The organism is Arsukibacterium indicum (assembly GCF_019100565.1).
Classification (GTDB): domain Bacteria; phylum Pseudomonadota; class Gammaproteobacteria; order Enterobacterales; family Alteromonadaceae; genus Alishewanella; species Alishewanella indicum.
The window spans coordinates 136,336-154,866 of sequence record NZ_JAHRID010000005.1; the positions used below are offsets into that span (position 1 = coordinate 136,336).

General features: G+C 47.0%; 13 protein-coding genes. All 13 read left to right on the top strand.

Going from position 1 to position 18,531, the window contains the following annotated elements:
• Nucleotides 1-8 precede the first annotated feature (8 nt).
• Entirely contained in the window at nucleotides 9-1,610 is a 1,602-nt protein-coding gene (locus KQY15_RS11955; RefSeq protein WP_217669441.1) for a dihydrolipoyllysine-residue acetyltransferase, read from the top strand.
• A 90-nt stretch (nucleotides 1,611-1,700) separates the two neighbouring features.
• The gene (locus tag KQY15_RS11960; protein ID WP_217669443.1) at nucleotides 1,701-3,161 is read left to right on the top strand and encodes an AAA family ATPase; all 1,461 of its coding nucleotides are present in this window, start codon (nucleotides 1,701-1,703) and stop codon (nucleotides 3,159-3,161) included.
• Nucleotides 3,162-3,239: 78 nt separating this feature from the next.
• Nucleotides 3,240-5,078, top strand: a complete 1,839-nt coding sequence (locus KQY15_RS11965; protein ID WP_217669445.1) for a protein kinase domain-containing protein — start codon at nucleotides 3,240-3,242, stop codon at nucleotides 5,076-5,078.
• Nucleotides 5,079-5,231: 153 nt separating this feature from the next.
• Nucleotides 5,232-5,705: a free L-methionine (R)-S-oxide reductase MsrC gene (msrC, locus tag KQY15_RS11970; RefSeq protein WP_217669447.1), complete on the top strand. Its 474-nt coding sequence runs from the start codon at nucleotides 5,232-5,234 to the stop codon at nucleotides 5,703-5,705.
• Complete coding sequence (locus KQY15_RS11975) at nucleotides 5,702-6,040, top strand: hypothetical protein (RefSeq protein WP_217669449.1); 339 nt, start codon at nucleotides 5,702-5,704, stop codon at nucleotides 6,038-6,040. Before msrC ends, KQY15_RS11975 begins: the two co-directional genes overlap by 4 nt.
• A 6-nt stretch (nucleotides 6,041-6,046) precedes the next feature.
• Nucleotides 6,047-6,790 carry an RNA chaperone ProQ gene (gene proQ / locus KQY15_RS11980; protein WP_217669451.1) on the top strand — a complete coding sequence of 248 codons (744 nt, stop codon included), beginning with the start codon at nucleotides 6,047-6,049 and terminating at the stop codon, nucleotides 6,788-6,790.
• A 17-nt stretch (nucleotides 6,791-6,807) separates the two neighbouring features.
• Complete coding sequence (prc, locus tag KQY15_RS11985; protein ID WP_217669453.1) at nucleotides 6,808-8,832, top strand: carboxy terminal-processing peptidase; 2,025 nt, start codon at nucleotides 6,808-6,810, stop codon at nucleotides 8,830-8,832.
• Between the two features lie 91 nt (nucleotides 8,833-8,923).
• A complete protein-coding gene (locus KQY15_RS11990; protein WP_217669455.1) occupies nucleotides 8,924-10,255 on the top strand; it encodes a sodium-dependent transporter in 1,332 nt (443 codons plus the stop codon).
• Between the two features lie 74 nt (nucleotides 10,256-10,329).
• Nucleotides 10,330-11,799, top strand: a complete 1,470-nt coding sequence (gene nhaC / locus KQY15_RS11995; protein WP_217669456.1) for a Na+/H+ antiporter NhaC — start codon at nucleotides 10,330-10,332, stop codon at nucleotides 11,797-11,799.
• 78 nt (nucleotides 11,800-11,877) lie between these two features.
• The gene (gene pepN, locus KQY15_RS12000; RefSeq protein WP_217669458.1) at nucleotides 11,878-14,460 is read left to right on the top strand and encodes an aminopeptidase N; all 2,583 of its coding nucleotides are present in this window, start codon (nucleotides 11,878-11,880) and stop codon (nucleotides 14,458-14,460) included.
• Entirely contained in the window at nucleotides 14,457-14,681 is a 225-nt protein-coding gene (locus KQY15_RS12005) for a DUF2835 family protein (RefSeq protein WP_217669460.1), read from the top strand. Before pepN ends, KQY15_RS12005 begins: the two co-directional genes overlap by 4 nt.
• Nucleotides 14,682-15,000: 319 nt before the next feature.
• Nucleotides 15,001-17,082 (top strand): DUF1302 domain-containing protein, encoded by a 2,082-nt coding sequence (locus tag KQY15_RS12010; RefSeq protein WP_217669462.1) that lies wholly within the window; start codon nucleotides 15,001-15,003, stop codon nucleotides 17,080-17,082.
• A 16-nt stretch (nucleotides 17,083-17,098) separates the two neighbouring features.
• The gene (locus KQY15_RS12015; protein ID WP_217669464.1) at nucleotides 17,099-18,460 is read left to right on the top strand and encodes a DUF1329 domain-containing protein; all 1,362 of its coding nucleotides are present in this window, start codon (nucleotides 17,099-17,101) and stop codon (nucleotides 18,458-18,460) included.
• Nucleotides 18,461-18,531: the final 71 nt, after the last annotated feature.

Consider the following 18,531-nt stretch of genomic DNA (forward strand, 5'->3'; position numbering starts at 1 on the left):
GAGATGGCATGAAACAGGATTTTATACTGCCGGATATTGGCGAAGGTATTGTCGAGTGCGAAATTGTTGAATGGCTGGTTAGCGAAGGCGACACCATAAAAGAAGATCAGCCGGTTTGTGACGTAATGACCGACAAAGCGCTGGTGCAAATACCAGCGGTGCACAATGGTGTGGTTAGCAAACTGTATTACGCCAAAGGTGAAATAGCCAAGGTGCATGCTCCGTTATTTGAAATGGAGATTGGCGACGGCGCAGCACCCGCGAACGAAGTAAAACCAGAAGCGGATAAGGGGCAAGCCGCAACGGCGCCAGCTCAGAGCAGCGCCAGTACAGATACTTCCGACAGTCGCAACGAAGACTTTATACTGCCGGATATTGGTGAAGGTATTGTTGAATGTGAAATTGTCGAGTGGCTGGTAGCGGAAGGCGATACTATTACTGAAGATCAGCCGGTTTGTGACGTAATGACTGACAAAGCGCTGGTGCAAATTCCGGCTAAATACTCTGGTGTAGTTAGTAAACTGTATTATGCCAAAGGCGAGATTGCCAAAGTACACTCGCCGTTATTTGCGATGCAGCTAAGTGGCGAAGCAACGGCTGCCGCGCCGCAGGGTGCCGCCTCAACAGCTGAAAGTGCTGAGCAAAGCAAAGCCACGCTGGCAAAGCCCGATAATAATACGGTAGTCAGTAGTGGTAAGGCATTAGCCAGCCCGGCGGTACGCCGGCTGGCCCGTGAGCTTAACATTGACCTGGCGAAGGTGCAGGGTTCAGGTGATAAAGGCCGGGTTTACAAAGAGGATGTGAAGGCGTTTGCTGAAGGTACCGGTAAACCGGCCGCCGCAGGCAAAACTGAAACTAAATCTGAAACCAGAACCGCGGCGCCGGTTCAGGGCAATGCCCAGGCTGCAGACAGAGTTGAGCCTATTAAAGGTATCAAGGCGGCAATGGCGCGGCAGATGGCCGATTCTGTGGCGACTATTCCGCATTTTACTTATTGCGAGGAAATCGACTTAACCGAGCTAATCGCCCTGCGCTTAAGCCTGAAAGACAGTTACGCCAAGCAAGGTGTGAAGCTGACAATGATGCCGTTTTTTATGAAGGCATTGTCGCTGGCGATTAAAGACTTCCCGGTTATGAACAGCCAGCCTAACAGCGATTGCACTGAGCTGCGCTATTTCAGTGAGCATAATATCGGGGTAGCGGTAGACTCAAAAGTTGGTTTACTGGTACCAAATGTGAAAGGTTGCCAGGCTAAGTCAATTGTCGATATTGCCCGCGAGCTTGGTCGCTTAACCGATTCGGCCCGCGAGGGCCGGGTGAGCCCTGCAGACTTAAAAGGTGGCACTATTACCATTTCTAACATTGGTGCAATTGGCGGTACTGTTGCCACTCCAATCATTAATAAGCCGGAAGTTGCGATAGTAGCGCTTGGTAAAGTACAGAGCCTGCCACGCTTTAATGCCAAAGGTGAAGTACAAGCCAGACAACTTATGCAAATAAGTTGGTCGGGCGATCACCGGATTATTGATGGCGGCACCATTGCCCGCTTTACTAATCTGTGGAAGCAGTATCTGGAGCAACCTTCGTCAATGCTGGTTAACATGATTTAAGCAGTTGGCAAGCGAATACGTTTCTGATAAAACCCACGTTAGCAGTGGGTTTTTTTATGGTTGGCATTATAGCCGTCGCAGGGAAGTAAGATGTACGAATTTGAAGATTTAAGAGTGCTGGTGCAGGCCAAAAGCCCACTAATTATCATTGAAACCTATGAAGAGTTGCGGGCGCTGGCGCTGATAAAACGGCTGGCGGTGAATTTAATGCGGCCGGTATTTCAATGGACCATTACCGATGGGTTGCAACGTACCGATCGCGAAAGCAGTCCACAAGCCTTTAATGCCGAGCCAGCCCAGTTGCTGGCTCAGATAAAAGGTACCCGCATTCCTGGTATTTACGTGTTGTGTGACTTCCACCCGTTTTTATCTGAGCCGCGGCATATCCGCTTTATCAAGGAGATTGCCCAGGCGCACGATAGCCTGGGACATACTCTTATTTTGCTAAGTTATGCAGTAGATACACCTCCAGAATTGGCCCGGTTAAGTTATCGTTTTCAGTTATCACTGCCGGGCGATCAGCAAATTCGGCAAATGATCAGTGAGGCCGCCGAGAAATACAGCCGTGAGCACGGGCAATTGGTAGAGATGGCGCCAGCTGATGTCAGCGCATTGGTGACAAATTTACATGGCCTGACGTTTGATGAAGCGAAACGTTTAGCTTATAAAGCTATAGCAGATGATGGTGCTATTACCGGCGCTGATATTCCGAGAATTAACCGGGCCAAATTTAATTTGCTGCAGACAGCAGGTACTTTAAGTCAGGTTTTTGATACCAAAAGTCTGGATGATGTAGTTGGTATGCCAAATCTCAAACGCTGGTTAAGCCAGCGGCAAAAGGCTTTTAAACAAAACGGCCAGGATACACCAAAAGGCATTTTGCTGACAGGCGTGCAGGGTACCGGTAAAAGCCTGAGCGCAAAAGCTATAGCCGGTGGCTGGGGCATACCGCTACTAAGGTTGGATATGGCGGCCTTATACAATAAATATATTGGTGAAACCGAGAAAAACCTGAACCAGGCATTGGCCCAGGCAGATGCTATGGCACCCTGTGTGCTGTGGATTGACGAAATAGAAAAAGGCCTGGCCGGTGGCGATAACGACAACGGCGTAACCCGCCGAATCCTGGGTAGCTTACTGACCTGGATGGCTGAACGGAATAAACCGGTTTTTTTAGTGGCAACCGCCAATAATATTGAGGAGCTGGCGCCGGAACTGTTACGGAAGGGCCGCTTTGACGAGATATTCTTTGTTGATTTGCCTGATGAGCCGCAAATCAAAGCGCTATTAACCCTGCATCTGCAACGGCGTGACTTAAGCCTGAGCGATGCTGAATTAAACCAGTGTGTTACCTTAGCCCAGGGCTTTTCCGGCGCTGAACTGGAGCAGGCGGTGGTGAGCGCCAGTTACCGGATGCACACTGACGGCGGTGGTTTCAGTTTACAGCATTTACTGGCTGAACTGGCTGAAACCCAACCACTGTCTGTGGTGATGGCTGAACGGGTTGCCAGTCTCAGGCACTGGGCTAATCAGCGCTGTGTTATCGCCTGATGTTTAGTTTTTTCTGCACGTTAGCAGACAACTTTTTATCGGGTAATTTTTCCCAGAGCAACTACCTGACGGACAGCTATGCCGGATAAACCTGACAAGACCTCGTTGCGTAATTTTTATATTCCGGAAGAGCAATCGGTATATTTACTTAATGCCAATGATGCAAAAAAGCTCAAAGACTGGGTGGCGCTTTGTATTGAGGAGCTGGAAAAGCTTGGCTATCGCCAGATAGAACTTATTGGTAAAGGTGCCTACGGCTTCGCTTTTGCCGGCTTTGGCCAGGACGGTGTGTCTTATGTGTTTAAATTTTCCAGAATTAATTTAGCCCAGCATATTCAGGAACGCCTTGCTGACGAAGCTTATATGTTGTCATTGGTAAAGCATCCGGCCATACCGCAGTACGTTACCTACCAGGTGATAAAAAAACAGGGCATATTAATGATGGGCCGGGCCACAGGGCTGGACCTCGAACAATACAGTCTGAAAGTAGGGCGGTTACCGGTAAGGCTAATCATCGACATTGCGGTGCAGCTGGCACAGCTGTTGCTGTTTTTACGTCAGCAACAGTTAGGCGGGAACAGCGCACCGATAGTTCATGGCGATATCAAGCCATCTAACCTGGTGTTTGATGAGCACACCGGCAATATAAGTCTGATTGACTGGGGCTCGTCAGTGCATGCCCAGCTGGACAGTCAGGGCCAGTATCTGGCGAACAATGTTATGCAACTGATGTCGGCTGATTTACAGCACTCAAACGCCAGAATGGGTGATGTTTATTTTATCGGGCCGGAGCAGCGGGCCGGTGCTTTATCCAGCCCCCGATTTGATGAACAGGGGGTTGCCAGTACGCTGTACGCACTGGCGTCGGCTCAGTCCTGCCGCTTTGGCCGTCAGGCCATACCGGCACGAAGCCTTGGTCTGCCAGTGGAGTTTGCCACCATGCTCGACAGTATGCTAGCAGACGATGAGGCTTTGCGCAGGCAGGCTGGTGACTATTTTATAAGCAGAATGCCAACTCTCAGCCAACTGGTATTGCCACCAATTAGTTTACTACCGGATACTGCAATGCTTCCTGTTTGGTGTAGCGGCCAGGTACAGGAACTTGATACTGTGGTTTACTCGTCACGCAAATCGTTTTTACGGGAACATCAGGAAGAGGCCGACTTGCATTATGTCGATGATGTGCAGTTAGAGCGGTACTACAAGAACTATCTGGAAGGTATGGGGGAGACTGAGAAAGCCTTTATTGCTGCAGTAGGCCGGTTAGCGCGCTATCCGGTAGTGGGTGGCCTTGCCATCCACTGGCAGGCGAGCGGGGTGTACATCGATTCCAGTTTAAATTTATACAATGCCAGCCTAAAGGTGGCATTTAGTCATGCGGTTAATAATGTGGTTAGCCTGGCACGCGCTATTGGCAAGCTAGGGGTGTTTAAAGCCTGTTTATTTGATGCCCGCAATACCATTCATATCAGCCGGCAAAGTACTGAACAACCTTTTATCGTGCCGGCTGGAGCAGAAATTCGTTATCAGAAGGCGCCGGTGTTAAGTCAGGAAGAGGCCAGCAAGCAGCATTCCTATTTTGAAGATGGCAAAGATCCGGATGAACAACTGGTATTGCCAGACGTGATTATGGACGATATCGCCAGGTTAAACCTGATCCGCCATACCGGTTGTATTATTTTCGAAGTGACGCCGCTGTATATGAAAGTGCATAGTTATTACCGTTTGCTGGACAGCGACGCTGAGCCTGAATTTGCGGCACTGTTGCAAAACATTCTGGCTAAAGTACCGCTGATAAGTGGTGAGGGGGTTGGTGGTTTTATGAAGTTACCGTATAAAGACACCCGCTTTTTTGAGCATCAACCGCAATCCGCAGCCTGTTATTATCCTGCAAACCCGTTGCAATATACTGGCTAAAACCGCTGCCTGGATATTTTATAACCAGTTTAGTTAACTATCCGCATAATTCCGGCTGGTCGAGGCAGTCTTTCACACTAAAAAGGTTTAAATTAGCTGGCAAACCAAGTAATGTAGTGCCTTTGATACCTGGTAAGTTGAAACCGCAAACCGATGTCTAGCGAAAAACACATTCAGTACAACTTGCTGCTACAGCAAGCGCAGGCGCTGATCGCCGATGAATCCGATGTAATAGCCAATATGGCCAATCTAAGTGCACTGCTATATAACAGTCTGCCTGATTTAAACTGGGCTGGCTTTTACATAATGCGGGACGGGGAGTTAGTGCTTGGCCCGTTTCAGGGGCAGGTTGCCTGTGTCCGGATCCCGGTAGGCAAAGGCGTATGCGGAACAGCCGTTGCCACCGGTGAGGTGCAGCTGGTTGAAGATGTGCATCAGTTTGCTGGTCACATTGCCTGTGATGCCGCCAGTAATTCGGAAATTGTGCTGCCGGTGCGCTATAACAATAAAATTATTGCCGTACTGGATATCGACAGCCCGTTATTGTCGCGCTTCGATAATGCCGATAAAGAGCATTTGGTGGCGTTAGTTGAGTTGCTGGAACAACGGTTGACCGGGCCATTATGAAAGACGCACTGACAGTACAAGACTATCTGTTAAATGAGTCTGAAGTTGGTGACTGGGATGGCGAAGAGGAACTGGTAACCGACAAAATTAATAGTATTATTCATGCGGTCTGGGATGCTCTGCCGGATGATTTAAGCACTGAACAAATTGAGCGGATTATGCCGCAAATTTGGCAGCAGTTAGGCAGTGATACCGTGCTGCTTGACGTTGATGAACATGAATTGACCGGTTGGGCTTTGGTCTATATGCGGCAACAAATTGAACTGGGCATTGAAGAAGCTGACGCTGCAGAAGCAGAACAGGCAGATAACAGTGCAGACGACGAAGAAGAGTAAATTTTAATGACAACCTCCACTGACACTTTAACTACTGCCGATACTACAACACCAGAGCCTGAAACAACGGCCAGTCATCCTGAAACCAGAAAACTGGCGAACGTAAAAGAAGTATTGGCCTATCTGGCAGAGCAATTTCCGTTATGTTTTAGTGTGAAAGGTGAAGCCAAGCCACTGAAAATAGGTATTTTTCAGGACCTTGCGGCCAAACTGGAGCATGATAGTCTGGTTAGTAAAACCCAGTTACGCCAGGCATTACGGGTGTACACGTCAAGCTGGCGATATCTGGAAGCAATCCAGCCGGGGGTGGCCCGCGTAGATTTATCGGGTGAAGCAGGTGAGCAAATTGATCAGCAGCAGGCAGATCATGCGCTGAGCACTCTTACCGAGAGTAAACAGAAAGCTGCTGAGGTTCGTAAAGCACGGATCGCAGAGCAAAAAGCGAAAGCTAAACCTGTTACTGACAAACCTGCTTACAAAAAAAAGCCGAACAAAACGGCAAATAACAGCTCTAACAGCACTAAGCTAAGCAGTAAAGCAGTGACGAAACCTGTCAGCCCTGTGGCGACAGCACCTGCCTTAAATGCTGTAGCGAACGAGCAACTTAAAGTAGGTGCCGGTGTACTGGTTAAATTAGGCCAATCACCAATGACGGCGACCATACTTGAAGTGCACAAAGACGATGTGACCGTACAGCTGGCGTCTGGAATGGTGGTGAAAACCCATCGGGACAGTTTGTATCAGGCCTGAGACATGCAGAGTAGCTTATGAAAAAATTATCCATTTTAGCGGCAAGTTTGATGATGGCTCTGGCGGTTCACGCCGAGCCCGAAAAATCAGAAGAGAATGTGGTATTGCCTGTTGTGGCCCAGGCTTCTCATCATGCAACAGCCAGTAAAAGGATAACGGCGCTGTTTACCCGCAGCCACTACGTACCAGTGCAACTTAATGACGAGTTGTCAGAACGTATTTTTGATATGTATCTGAAAAACCTCGATTATTATCGTAATGTATTGCTAAAATCTGATGTTGACGCGTTTTCACGGTATCGGGACCAATTCGACGATGGACTGAATAAAGGTAACCTGGATTTTGCTTTTGATATGTTTAATCAAACGCTGCAACGTCGCGCGGAGCGTTTTGACTTTGCCATCAATCTGTTGGCGCAGGAATTTGATTTCACCAGCGATGACAGCTACCAGTATGACCGGGAAGATGCAGAATGGCCGGCAGATCAGGCTGAAATGAATGAATTGTGGCGCCAGCGGGTAAAGTTTGATGCACTAAATTTAAAATTGACCGGTAAAAATGATGACGAGGTCAGAGAGATCCTGACTAAACGCTACCGCAATAGCCAGAAGCGTCTGAGCCAGACCAACAGTGAGGATGTGTTCCAGTTGGTGATGAATTCATTTGGCCGGGCAATTGAGGCTCACACCTCCTATTTATCTCCACGTAATGCCGACCGTTTTCAGCAGGAAATGAATTTATCGCTGGAGGGGATCGGTGCTGTGCTGCGTGCGGAAGAGGACTATACGGTAATTCAAAGCCTGGTACCCGGTGGCCCGGCCGACCAGACCCAGAAATTGAAACCCAAAGATAAAATTATCGGCGTTGCCCAGGATTCCAAAGATTTCGTTGATGTGATTGGCTGGCGACTCGACGATGTTGTCGATTTAATCAAGGGACCAAAAGGCAGCACGGTGCGGTTGCAGGTGCTGGGAGGCAGCGATATCTCTGCCAACAAAGCTGACGTGGTAACAATAGTGCGGGATAAAATCCGGCTGGAAGATCGCGCAGCTAAAGCAGAAGTGCTTGACCCGAAATTATACGAGTTCGAACACAATATTGGTGTAATCAGTATACCTGGCTTTTATAACAACCTGGCTGAAGATGTAAAGAAGCTTCTGGTTGAGTTAAAAGAGCAGAAAGTTGACGGCATCGTTATTGACCTTCGTGGTAACGGCGGAGGTTCGTTGCAGGAAGCCACTTTACTTACCGGTCTGTTTATTGACCGTGGCCCGGTGGTGCAGATAAGACAAGGTGATGGTAAAGTTACAGAATCACCGGATACCGATGGGGTTAGTTATTATGAAGGCCCGTTAACGGTATTAGTTGATCGCTACAGTGCTTCTGCATCAGAAATTTTTGCCGCAGCAATGCAAGACTATGGCCGGGCAATTATAGTTGGTGAGCAAACATTTGGTAAAGGCACGGTGCAGCAACACCGTGGTTTAGGCCGGATTTATGACATGTTTGAAGAACCATTGGGTAGCGTGCAATACACAATTGCCAAGTTCTACCGGATTAACGGTGGTAGTACCCAACATCAGGGTGTGATACCGGATATTCATTTCCCGACAGCAATTGACCCGGCAGAGTGGGGTGAAAGTAAAGAGCAACATGCGTTACCGTGGGATTCCATTCCGCCAGCTAATTACGCCAGTGTTAATGATATTCAGGAATTGGTACCGGTGCTGCTGGAAAAACATCAGCGCCGTATTGGTAAGGAAAAGGAGTTTGCTTATTTGCTTTCTGATATCAGTGACTACCAGCAGCGGCAGGAAGAGAAAACCGTGTCGCTAAAAGAAGCGGTAAGGATCAGTGAGCGTGATAAGGATAAGGCAGAACAACTGGCCAGGCTTAATGAACGTCTAGTGCGATTTGAGCTTGAAAAAGTGGAATCAGTTGATGATGCACCGGAACTGATAAATGAACTGGACCCGTTTCTTGAAGAAGCAGCCAGCATTACTGCTGATTTACTGATGGTCAGTCGTTTGGCTAAAAAATAGTCTTACGTTAATAATAACTAACAAAAAAGCGGTATTTATTACCGCTTTTTGTTAGGCTCAGCCAAATAAATAATAATTATAAAGGTTAACTATGTCGACACGGGGTGTTTTTTCATCAAGGCTGGGTTTTATTCTGGCCGCTTCAGGTTCAGCCGTCGGGTTGGGTAATGTCTGGGGTTTTCCATCTCAGGTTGCCAGTAATGGTGGTGCAGCTTTTGTACTAATGTATTTAGTGCTGGCCTTTGTGTTGGCATATCCTGTGCTGATGGCTGAGTTGTTAATTGGTCGGGCAACTGAATCGAATGTGGTTGATGCCCTTGGCAAAGTCTCCGGCAGTAACACAGGACGTGCTGTCGGAATATGGGGTATTATTACTGTTTCACTTATTCTGGCGTTTTACGGTATTGTTGGTGGCTGGATGCTGTCGTATACCCTGGAAGCATTGGCCAGCCTGGCCGGCCTCGAACAAGTCGCAAGCTGGCTTATTTCCTCTTCTATAACCCGAAATATTATATTTTGTGCCCTGTTTATGCTGCTGACGGTAGGCATCGTTGGTGGTGGTGTGGTTAATGGTATAGAGCGATGGTCAGTTCGGTTAATGCCGACATTATTTGCCTTAATGTTATTGCTGTTTGGATATGTAATGACTCAGGAAGGCGCCCTGGAAGGACTGAAAGTATACCTGCTACCCGATTTCAGCGAAGTGCTGAACCCTGATTTGCTGATAAGTGCAATGGGCCAGGCATTTTTCTCAATGTCACTGGGGGTCGGAACAATGTTAATTTACGGTTCTTACGTCAGCCATAAAGAAAATCTGCCAAAACTGGGTGCGTCGGTGGCGCTGGTTGATATTGGCGTAGCAGTATTGGCCGGTTTACTGATTATTCCCGCTATGTATGTTGCCCTGCATAATGGCGTAGAAATTTTTGGTGCTGAAGGTCAGTTGCTCGCAGAAGATACTCTTATTTTTACTGTACTTCCTTCGCTGTTTACGTCAATGGGTGCTATTGGGCTGGTTGTTGGCTGTGCTTTCTTCCTGTTGATGTCGATAGCCGCCCTGACATCGTCTATTTCGATGCTGGAAGTGCCGGTGTCTTATGTAGTCGAAAATCGTAAAGTTGACCGTCATAAAGCGGTATGGTTGACCGCTGCTGTCATTTTTTCATTAAGTGTGATTATTCTGCTTAATTTTACAACTCTGTTTGGTTTTGTGATTGCGCTTACCACCCAATACAGCCAGCCTTTATTAGGCTTAATGTTGTGTATTTTTGCCGGCTGGGTGTGGCATCGGGATAATATTCTGGCTGAGCTGAAAAAAGGCGATGCCGGCGCTGAGCATAGCTGGTTCTGGCGGATCTGGCCCTGGTACGTCAGGTTTGTCTGCCCGGTGATTATTTTACTGATGTTTTATCGGTCTCTGTAAGTGTTCACTGCAAAATAATCTAACAATAATAATAAAAGGCGCTGCGGGCGCCTTTGCCTGATGGAGCAACATTAATGACTGAAAAACATCCCAGTTTTCTGGATGCTGCCTTGCCACTAATCGTACTGATAGTTTTGCTTTCGGCATCAGTTTATCTGTTCGGTAGTGACTCATCGTACGGTCCAAATCAGATTGCCTTGTTTCTTGCCACCGCAGTAGCGGTAATTATCGGTCTTAAGAACGGCTACAAATGGCAGTTAATGGAACAGGCCATGGTTAACGGTATTTCTTTATCGCTTGGTGCTGTGCTTATATTGCTGTCAGTTGGGGCGCTAATTGGCACCTGGATGTTATCAGGTACTGTGCCAACATTAATTTATTATGGCTTACAGCTGTTAAATCCAAGCTGGTTTTATGCGGCCAGTTGTTTATTGTGCGGTATCGTAGCAATGAGTATTGGAAGCTCCTGGACCACAGCAGCGACCATAGGTGTTGCATTAATTGGGGTGGCTTCCGGCCTGGGTTTGTCGCCAGCAATTACTGCCGGAGCAATTGTTTCCGGCGCATATTTTGGTGATAAATTGTCGCCTCTCAGCGAAACAACCAATTTAGCTCCGGCAGTTGCTGGTGCTGAATTATTTGAGCATATCCGGCATATGTTATGGACAACGGTGCCAAGCTATATTCTGGCATTAATTTTATTCACTATTATTGGCTTTAACACCGATATTGTGGCTGACTTTGCCAGAATTGAGCAGATCAGTACCGTGTTACAGCAAAAATTCGCAATTAGCCCGTTATCTTTGGTGCCATTACTGGTGTTGCTGGCAATGGCCATTAAAAAGGTGCCTGCTTTTCCTACCGTTTTCATTGGTGCATTGCTAGGCGCCGTTTGGGCGGTGTTGTTTCAGCAGGAATTGCTGGCGCAACTAGCCGACGAAACACTGCCGGGTTTTGTTGGAGTGTTTAAATTGGTCTGGCATACTTTTTACGCTGGTTTCAGTGTGGAAACAGGGGACAGCAATTTAAATGATTTATTAAGCGGTGGTGGTATGGCCAGCATGCTGAATACGATCTGGCTGGTATTTTGCGCCATGATGTTTGGGGCCACTATTGAGAAAATTGGTTTACTGCGTAAGTTTGTTGAATCTATTTTATTCTTTGCCCGCAGCACCGGGTCGTTAATAACCAGCACGATTGCTACCTGTTTTGTAACCAACCTGCTAACGGCAGATCAATATATGTCAATTGTGATGCCTGGCCGGATGTTTAAGGAAGAGTATGAACGTCGTGGTCTGGCACCGGTAAATTTATCGCGCTCTCTGGAAGACGGCGGCACTATTACCAGCCCGTTAATTCCCTGGAATACTTGCGGTGCTTACATGCACGGTGTCCTGGGTGTCAGCCCGCTGGACTATGCTTTCTATGCATTTTTTAACTTAATTAATCCGCTGTTGTCTATTGTTTATGCTTACCTTGGCATTAAAATTCTGCGACTGTCTCCACCTGCTGGTATGCCGCCGGCTCAGGCGATAAAGAATTAATCAAATGATAAAAGGCCTGAATAATTTCAGGCTTTTTACCCTTAGCGTCAGAGAAAGTAGCGCTGTAAAGGAGCGAATATGAGTGGTGAACCAACACGTAACAGCCGGAGACTGGCCGATTACCGCAAACCGGGTTTTTTAATCCCGCAAATTGAGCTGACGTTTGAGCTGGCAGCTGACGCTACCCGGGTAACTGCGCTGATGCAGGTCAAGCGACAGCAACCAACAGTGCCTTTAGTACTGGATGGCCAGCAACTGGAGCTGCAATATATCGCAATCAATAATATTGAGTTGCGCGCTGATCAATATCAATTAACTAGTGAACAGCTGATTATTTCAGATGCGCCAGCTGAATTCAGCTTACAGATAACCACAACAATTAACCCTGCGGCAAATACTGCGCTGGAAGGGTTGTATCTGGCTGACAATGTATTTTGTACCCAATGCGAAGCTGAGGGTTTCCGGCGAATTATGTTTTTCCCTGACCGGCCTGACATATTGTCGGTCTACACCACCCATATTATTGCTGATCAACAGCAATATCCTTATCTGCTGGCGAACGGCAACAACATTTCAACGGAAAAACTTGCCAATGGCAAAAGCCGGGTCAGCTGGCATGACCCTTTTGCCAAACCCTGTTATTTATTTGCGCTGGTTGCCGGTAATTTTGATTGTCTGAGCGACAGCTTTACAACAGCAAGTGGCAGGAAAGTCAGCTTGCAATTATTTGTTGAGCCAGGGCAACAATCAAAAGGGCAGTTTGCAATAGCGGCATTGAAGCGGGCAATGCGCTGGGACGAAAGCCGTTATAATCTGGAGTACGACCTGGATGTATATATGGTTGTCGCGGTTGATTTCTTTAATATGGGCGCAATGGAGAATAAAGGGCTCAACGTTTTTAACAGTAAATATGTACTGGCGGACGATAGCATTGCCACAGATAAAGATTACTTTAATATTGAGTCCATTATTGGACATGAATACTTTCACAATTGGACCGGTAACCGGGTTACCTGTCGCGACTGGTTTCAACTAAGCCTGAAAGAGGGGCTAACCGTATTCAGGGATCAGGAATTCAGTGCTGACATGGGTTCAGCCACGTTAAACCGGATTGATGCAGTAAAATTAATCCGAACGGCACAGTTTGCAGAGGATTCCGGACCGATGGCGCATCCCATCCGGCCAGAGCAAGTGCTGGAAATGAATAATTTTTACACGGTTACCGTATATGATAAAGGTGCCGAAGTTATCCGGATGCTGCAAACTATACTTGGTCAATCCGGATTTAATCGTGGTTTAGCCTGTTACCTGCAGCGGCACGATGGTCAGGCGGTAACCTGTGATGACTTTATCAGCGCAATGGAAGATGCCAACGAGGTTAACTTACAGCAATTTCGTTTATGGTACAGTCAGGCTGGTACGCCCACTGTAGCCATTCACCAGCGATACGATAGCGACAACGCCACGTTGCATCTTAGTATAAGTCAACGACATACAGCAACCGTCGGTCAGCCGGACAAGCAGGCGTTACTTATTCCGTTGCAGGTTCAGCTATTAAGCTCAGATAGAAAGGTTAATCAGCAACATCTTATTATGCTTAGTCAGTTGACAGAGCAGTTTACTTTTGCGGATATTGCCAGCGAACCAGTGGTGGTGTGGGAGAATTTTTCTGCCCCGGTCAAACTGCAACAGGATTATAAATTGCCCCAACTGCTATTAATAGCAAAGCACGCCAGCAATGGTTTTGCCAGATGGGATGCAATGCAGGTTTTCTGGTCCGATCTTATCCGGCAAAAAGCAGAACAACCAACCTTGTCGCTTACACTTCCTGATGATCTGATAAAGCTGATGCGGCAATGGTTGCAACAGCCACTTTCAGACAAAGCATTAACCGCGGAATTGCTGTCGTTGCCAGACTTTGACACCCTGGCCGAGCAATACCAGCATATACCAGTAGAGGCTATTCTCTGTGGTTTACAATCAATTAAGCAGCAACTTGCTGATGTTCTGGCAGCAGAGTGGCAGCAATGCTATCAGGCAACAACCAGCGGGCCTTATCATTACAATGAAAATGAAGTTGGAGCACGTGCGCTACGTAACCGTTGCTTAAATTATCTGGCGCTTGTTCCACAGGGCTCACAGCTTGTGCAGCAGCATTATTCAGATTCAGACAATATGACCGATACCTTAGCTGCGCTCACATCAGCACAGCAGGCAAAGTTAGCTAGCTTTGGCGAGTTAGCGACTGATTTTAGCCATAAATGGCAAAACAACGTGCAGGTTACAGATAAGTACTTTTCATTAATGGCCTGTGATCCGACTGATGAAGTATTTACTCATTTAACAGCGCTGAGTCAGCATTCACTTTTCAGCTGGAAAAATCCTAACCGGGTTCGTGCATTATTTGGTGCTTTTAGCATGCGTAATCCGCAACAGTTTCATCGTGCTGATGGTAAAGGTTATAGTTGTCTGGCTCAGGTTGTAGCCAGGATGGACCCGATAAACCCACAGGTTGCGGCCCGCCTTATTACGCCGCTACTGGCCTGGCAGCGCTTTAATGATCAACGTCGTGACCATATGCTTGCCGAGTTAAAGCAACTGGCGGCAACATCAAATTTAAGTAACGACCTCTATGAGAAAATATCTAAAAGCTTGCCATGAAACGTCAGTATCTGTTTAGCGCCTATCTGGCCAGAGAAAAATGTTTACTCTATTACCAGGGGAGCATTCGCTATGTCGTCGTTACTGCCGACTCGGGAGAGCGGGTGCAACTTGGCCTGAAACACTTTCAGCCTTATTTTTCTGCATTGGGCCTGCGTGGGCGGTTCAGACTGACATTGACTGAAAATGGTGCTTTTGAGAGGTTGGAACAAATTAATTAGAGCTATTACTTTAAACGGCAGATTAAAACAAAGCCTTGCAGTTTTATCTGGTTTGACCTTTAATTTCATTAGCTTATGATGTGGCAGATGTCAGGTTCAATCGTTGGTTAAACTGAAAACACATTTATCTGCCAAAGCAGATACCGCAATATGTAAAAATTGAATAAAAATCAACAGATTTACGAACGGAGAAGCCTTGCTAACACCCTAAAATGATGTAATTATTTCTTTGATGCAAGCTGAGCTCCGAGCAGTTGGTTCAGCATAATAATTAAAAAGACACAAAACATACCTGCAGGGACAGGGGGGAGATCACAAGATGAATAGAAGGCCTAATACTTTTTATAAAAGTCCGTTAGCCTTGGGGGTTGCATCTGCACTACTGGCTTTGTCCGTTGTGCCTGCACAAGCAGCAACCTTTGACGTTGGCAATTTCCAGGTTGTATTCGACTCAACCTTTTCTTATGGCGCCAGTATCCGTACTGAAGAACGTAACTGGGATACCATTTCAAAAGTAAACCACCCACGTTTTGACTGGACAGGCTATAACGCTGCCACGAATGTTATTTATCAACCTGCGGATATCTGGGCGCAACCCGGAGCATATTCCAGTAACGGCGATGCAGGTAATCTGAACTTTGACCGTGGCGACATGTTCTCCAGCCTGTTTAAAGGCCTGCATGAATTATCGATTACCAATGACAACATCGGCTTTTTTAGCCGGTTTATGTATTTCTACGACTTTGCCCTGAACGATGGGGATTTTGCATACAGTAACCCGCTGAGTGGTCAACAGGTTGACCCTTGTGCGGATAAAGAATCCAGAGAACTTGCCTGTAAGGATTTCAGGGTTTTAGATGCGTACCTTTATGGTAATTTCTCGTTTAATGATGGTATGAACCCTGTGACAGTAAGGGTAGGTAATCAGGTGCTGAGCTGGGGTGAAAGTACCTTTATTCCACATGGTATCAATATTACGCCGGTTGATGTCGGCATTTTGCGGGCGCCCGGAGCAGATCTAAAAGAAGCCTTTATACCAACCGGCATGGTTACACTATCCGTCGGCTGGACTGAGAACCTGTCAACTGAGATGTTTTATCAGTATTCATGGCAGGAGAGTTATCTGCCACCTCCAGGCACATACTTTTCAACTAATGATTTCGCCGGACGGGGCGGTTATGCGCAGAATATTCAGTTAGGTTTTGCCGGTAACCCTGACATTGATCTGGCTTATTTGTTGCAAAATTTAAATGGTATTGGCTCAGCTGTTGCTGCTGGGCAATTGGATCCTGCTACTGCAGCTCAGCTATATCTGGCATATCCAACCAAAGTTGCACTGCGGCCAACTGGAACTGATGGCAGAATTGAACCGGAAGACGGTGGCCAGTACGGTCTTAAAATTGAATATTTTTCGCCTGAGTTAAATGATACAGAATTTGCCCTTTATTACATGAATTATCACAGCCGTGTACCAGTTATCTCTGGTGTTGCGTCTGATTTCAGAAGCGCGGCTATTCAGCAGGATATTGGTTATCTGGTGCAGCAAGCTGGTAATTTAACTGCAGATAATGTCGATAATTTACTGGCGTTCTCAAAAGGTAAACTTGAATATCCTGAAGATATCAAACTTTATGGCTTCAGCTTCAACACGACTGTTGGTACTACTTCAGTTGCCGGTGAAATTGCTTATCGTCAGGATGATCCACTACAAATTGACGATGTTGAAATTTTGTATGCCGGCATGCCTGAGCAGTTGGCAAATGCAGGAATACGACCTGATTTAGCGGGAATCTCTCAGATTGGCCGTGAAATAGGGGTTAAGGTTCAACCGGGTGATCCGGCGCAGGGTTATATTTTACGTGATACCCTGCAAGCGCAAATGACCTTTACTCACTTATTCGGCCCTACTGCGTTGCTTGCAGCTGATAACTTCACCATGCTGGCAGAAGTGGGTGGTATCCAAATCCAGGACATGCCTTCACAAGATGTATTGCGGTTAAATGGTCCCGGTACCGATCGCAGCGGTGCGCCTCTGATTGGCGTGAATGGGCCGTCACAAGGCCTGCATACCGGTTTGTCAAATGGCGCGGAAACCAATCCGTTCCCAACAGCATCGGCCTGGGGCTACCGGATCCTGGCAAAAGCAGACTATAACAACGTGTTTGCCGGCGTTAATATGTCGCAGCGGATCGTTTTCTCGCATGACGTTAACGGCATTACACCCGATCCATTGTTTATGTTTGTCGAAGACAGAAAATCAGCGGCTTATGCGGTTAGTTTTGATTACTTAAGCAAGTGGTCAGCTGAACTATCATACAATTGGTTCTGGGGCGGTGCAGGTACGACAAATAACGTAGCCGACCGTGATTTTGTATCTTTTAATATTAAATACTCTATTTAAGGGACGAGAGCCAATTATGAAAAAACTCACCCTATTATCTTCAGCGATTGCACTGGTATTCAGTTGTAGCGCACTAGCGAAAATCAGCGCTGAGCAAGCTGCCAGGTTAGGAAATGATTTAACACCGGTTGGGGCTGAAAAAGCAGGTAATGCTGATGGTTCAATTCCCGAATGGACCGGCGGTATAACCAGCGCGCCTGCGGGTTACAGCCCCGGTGATCATCATGTTAACCCGTTTGCATCTGATGAAATTATATTAACAATTGATAAGTCTAACGTAGCAGACCATCGGCAATTCCTGAGCCCTGGCATGCTGCAACTGTTTGATATTTATCCTGATACTTTCAAGATGAACGTGTATCCGACCCGTCGAAGCGCGTCATATCCACAGTATTTCTATGATGCAACCAAAAAAATTGCTACCGAGGCAGAACTTGTTCAGGGCGGCAATGGTTTAGTAAATGCTGCTATCGGTATTCCATTCCCAATACCGGCTAATGGCCTGGAAGCTATCTGGAACCATATTGTACGTTACCGTGGTGTCGCAGCCAGTCGTAATGGTGGCCAGGCAGCACCAACTTCAAACGGTGCTTATACCGTGATCGGTTTCGATGAACAGATCATGTTTAAGTACTCTCATCCGGATGCCACTGCCGATGCATTAGAGGCAGAGAACATTCTGTTCCGGTTTAAACAAAGTGTCACTTCACCAGCGAGGCTGGCAGGTACTGCTTTGTTAGTGCATGAAACGATGGACCAGGTGGCAACGCCCCGTCAGGCATGGACTTACAATACGGGTCAGCGTCGGGTGCGTCGCGCACCTAATGTAGCTTATGATGCGCCGGGTACCGCCTCTGATGGTCTGCGTACTACTGACGATTTTGATATGTTTAACGGTTCACCAGATCGATACAACTGGGAGCTGAAAGGCAAGCAGGAAATGTATATCGCTTATAACGATTACAAACTGCATAGCAAAGAAGCGAAGTATGACGATATTCTGATGGCCGGTCATATTAACCCCGATTATGTTCGCTGGGAAAAGCACCGGGTGTGGGTAGTGGAAGCTACCCTGAAAGATGGTACCCGCCACGTTTACGGTAAACGTGTATTTTATATTGATGAAGACAGCTGGCAGATCCACATCGCTGATTTGTATGACAACCGTGGTGACATGTACCGGGTAGCGGTGGCGCATGGCTTGAACTATTATGAAGTACCGACTCACTGGAGTACCCTGGAAGTGTATCACGATCTGAACTCACGTCGTTATATTGCTATCGGTCTTGATAATGAAGATAGAATGTATGACTTTTCAGTTACTCTTTCTGACAATGATTTCACGCCAGCAGCGCTGCGTCGTGAAGGTACCCGCTAAATAACGTTGTTGGTGAAACGGCTGGCATTAGCCGGCCGTTTTTTTTAGGAATAATTGTTGGCCGGCGTTTG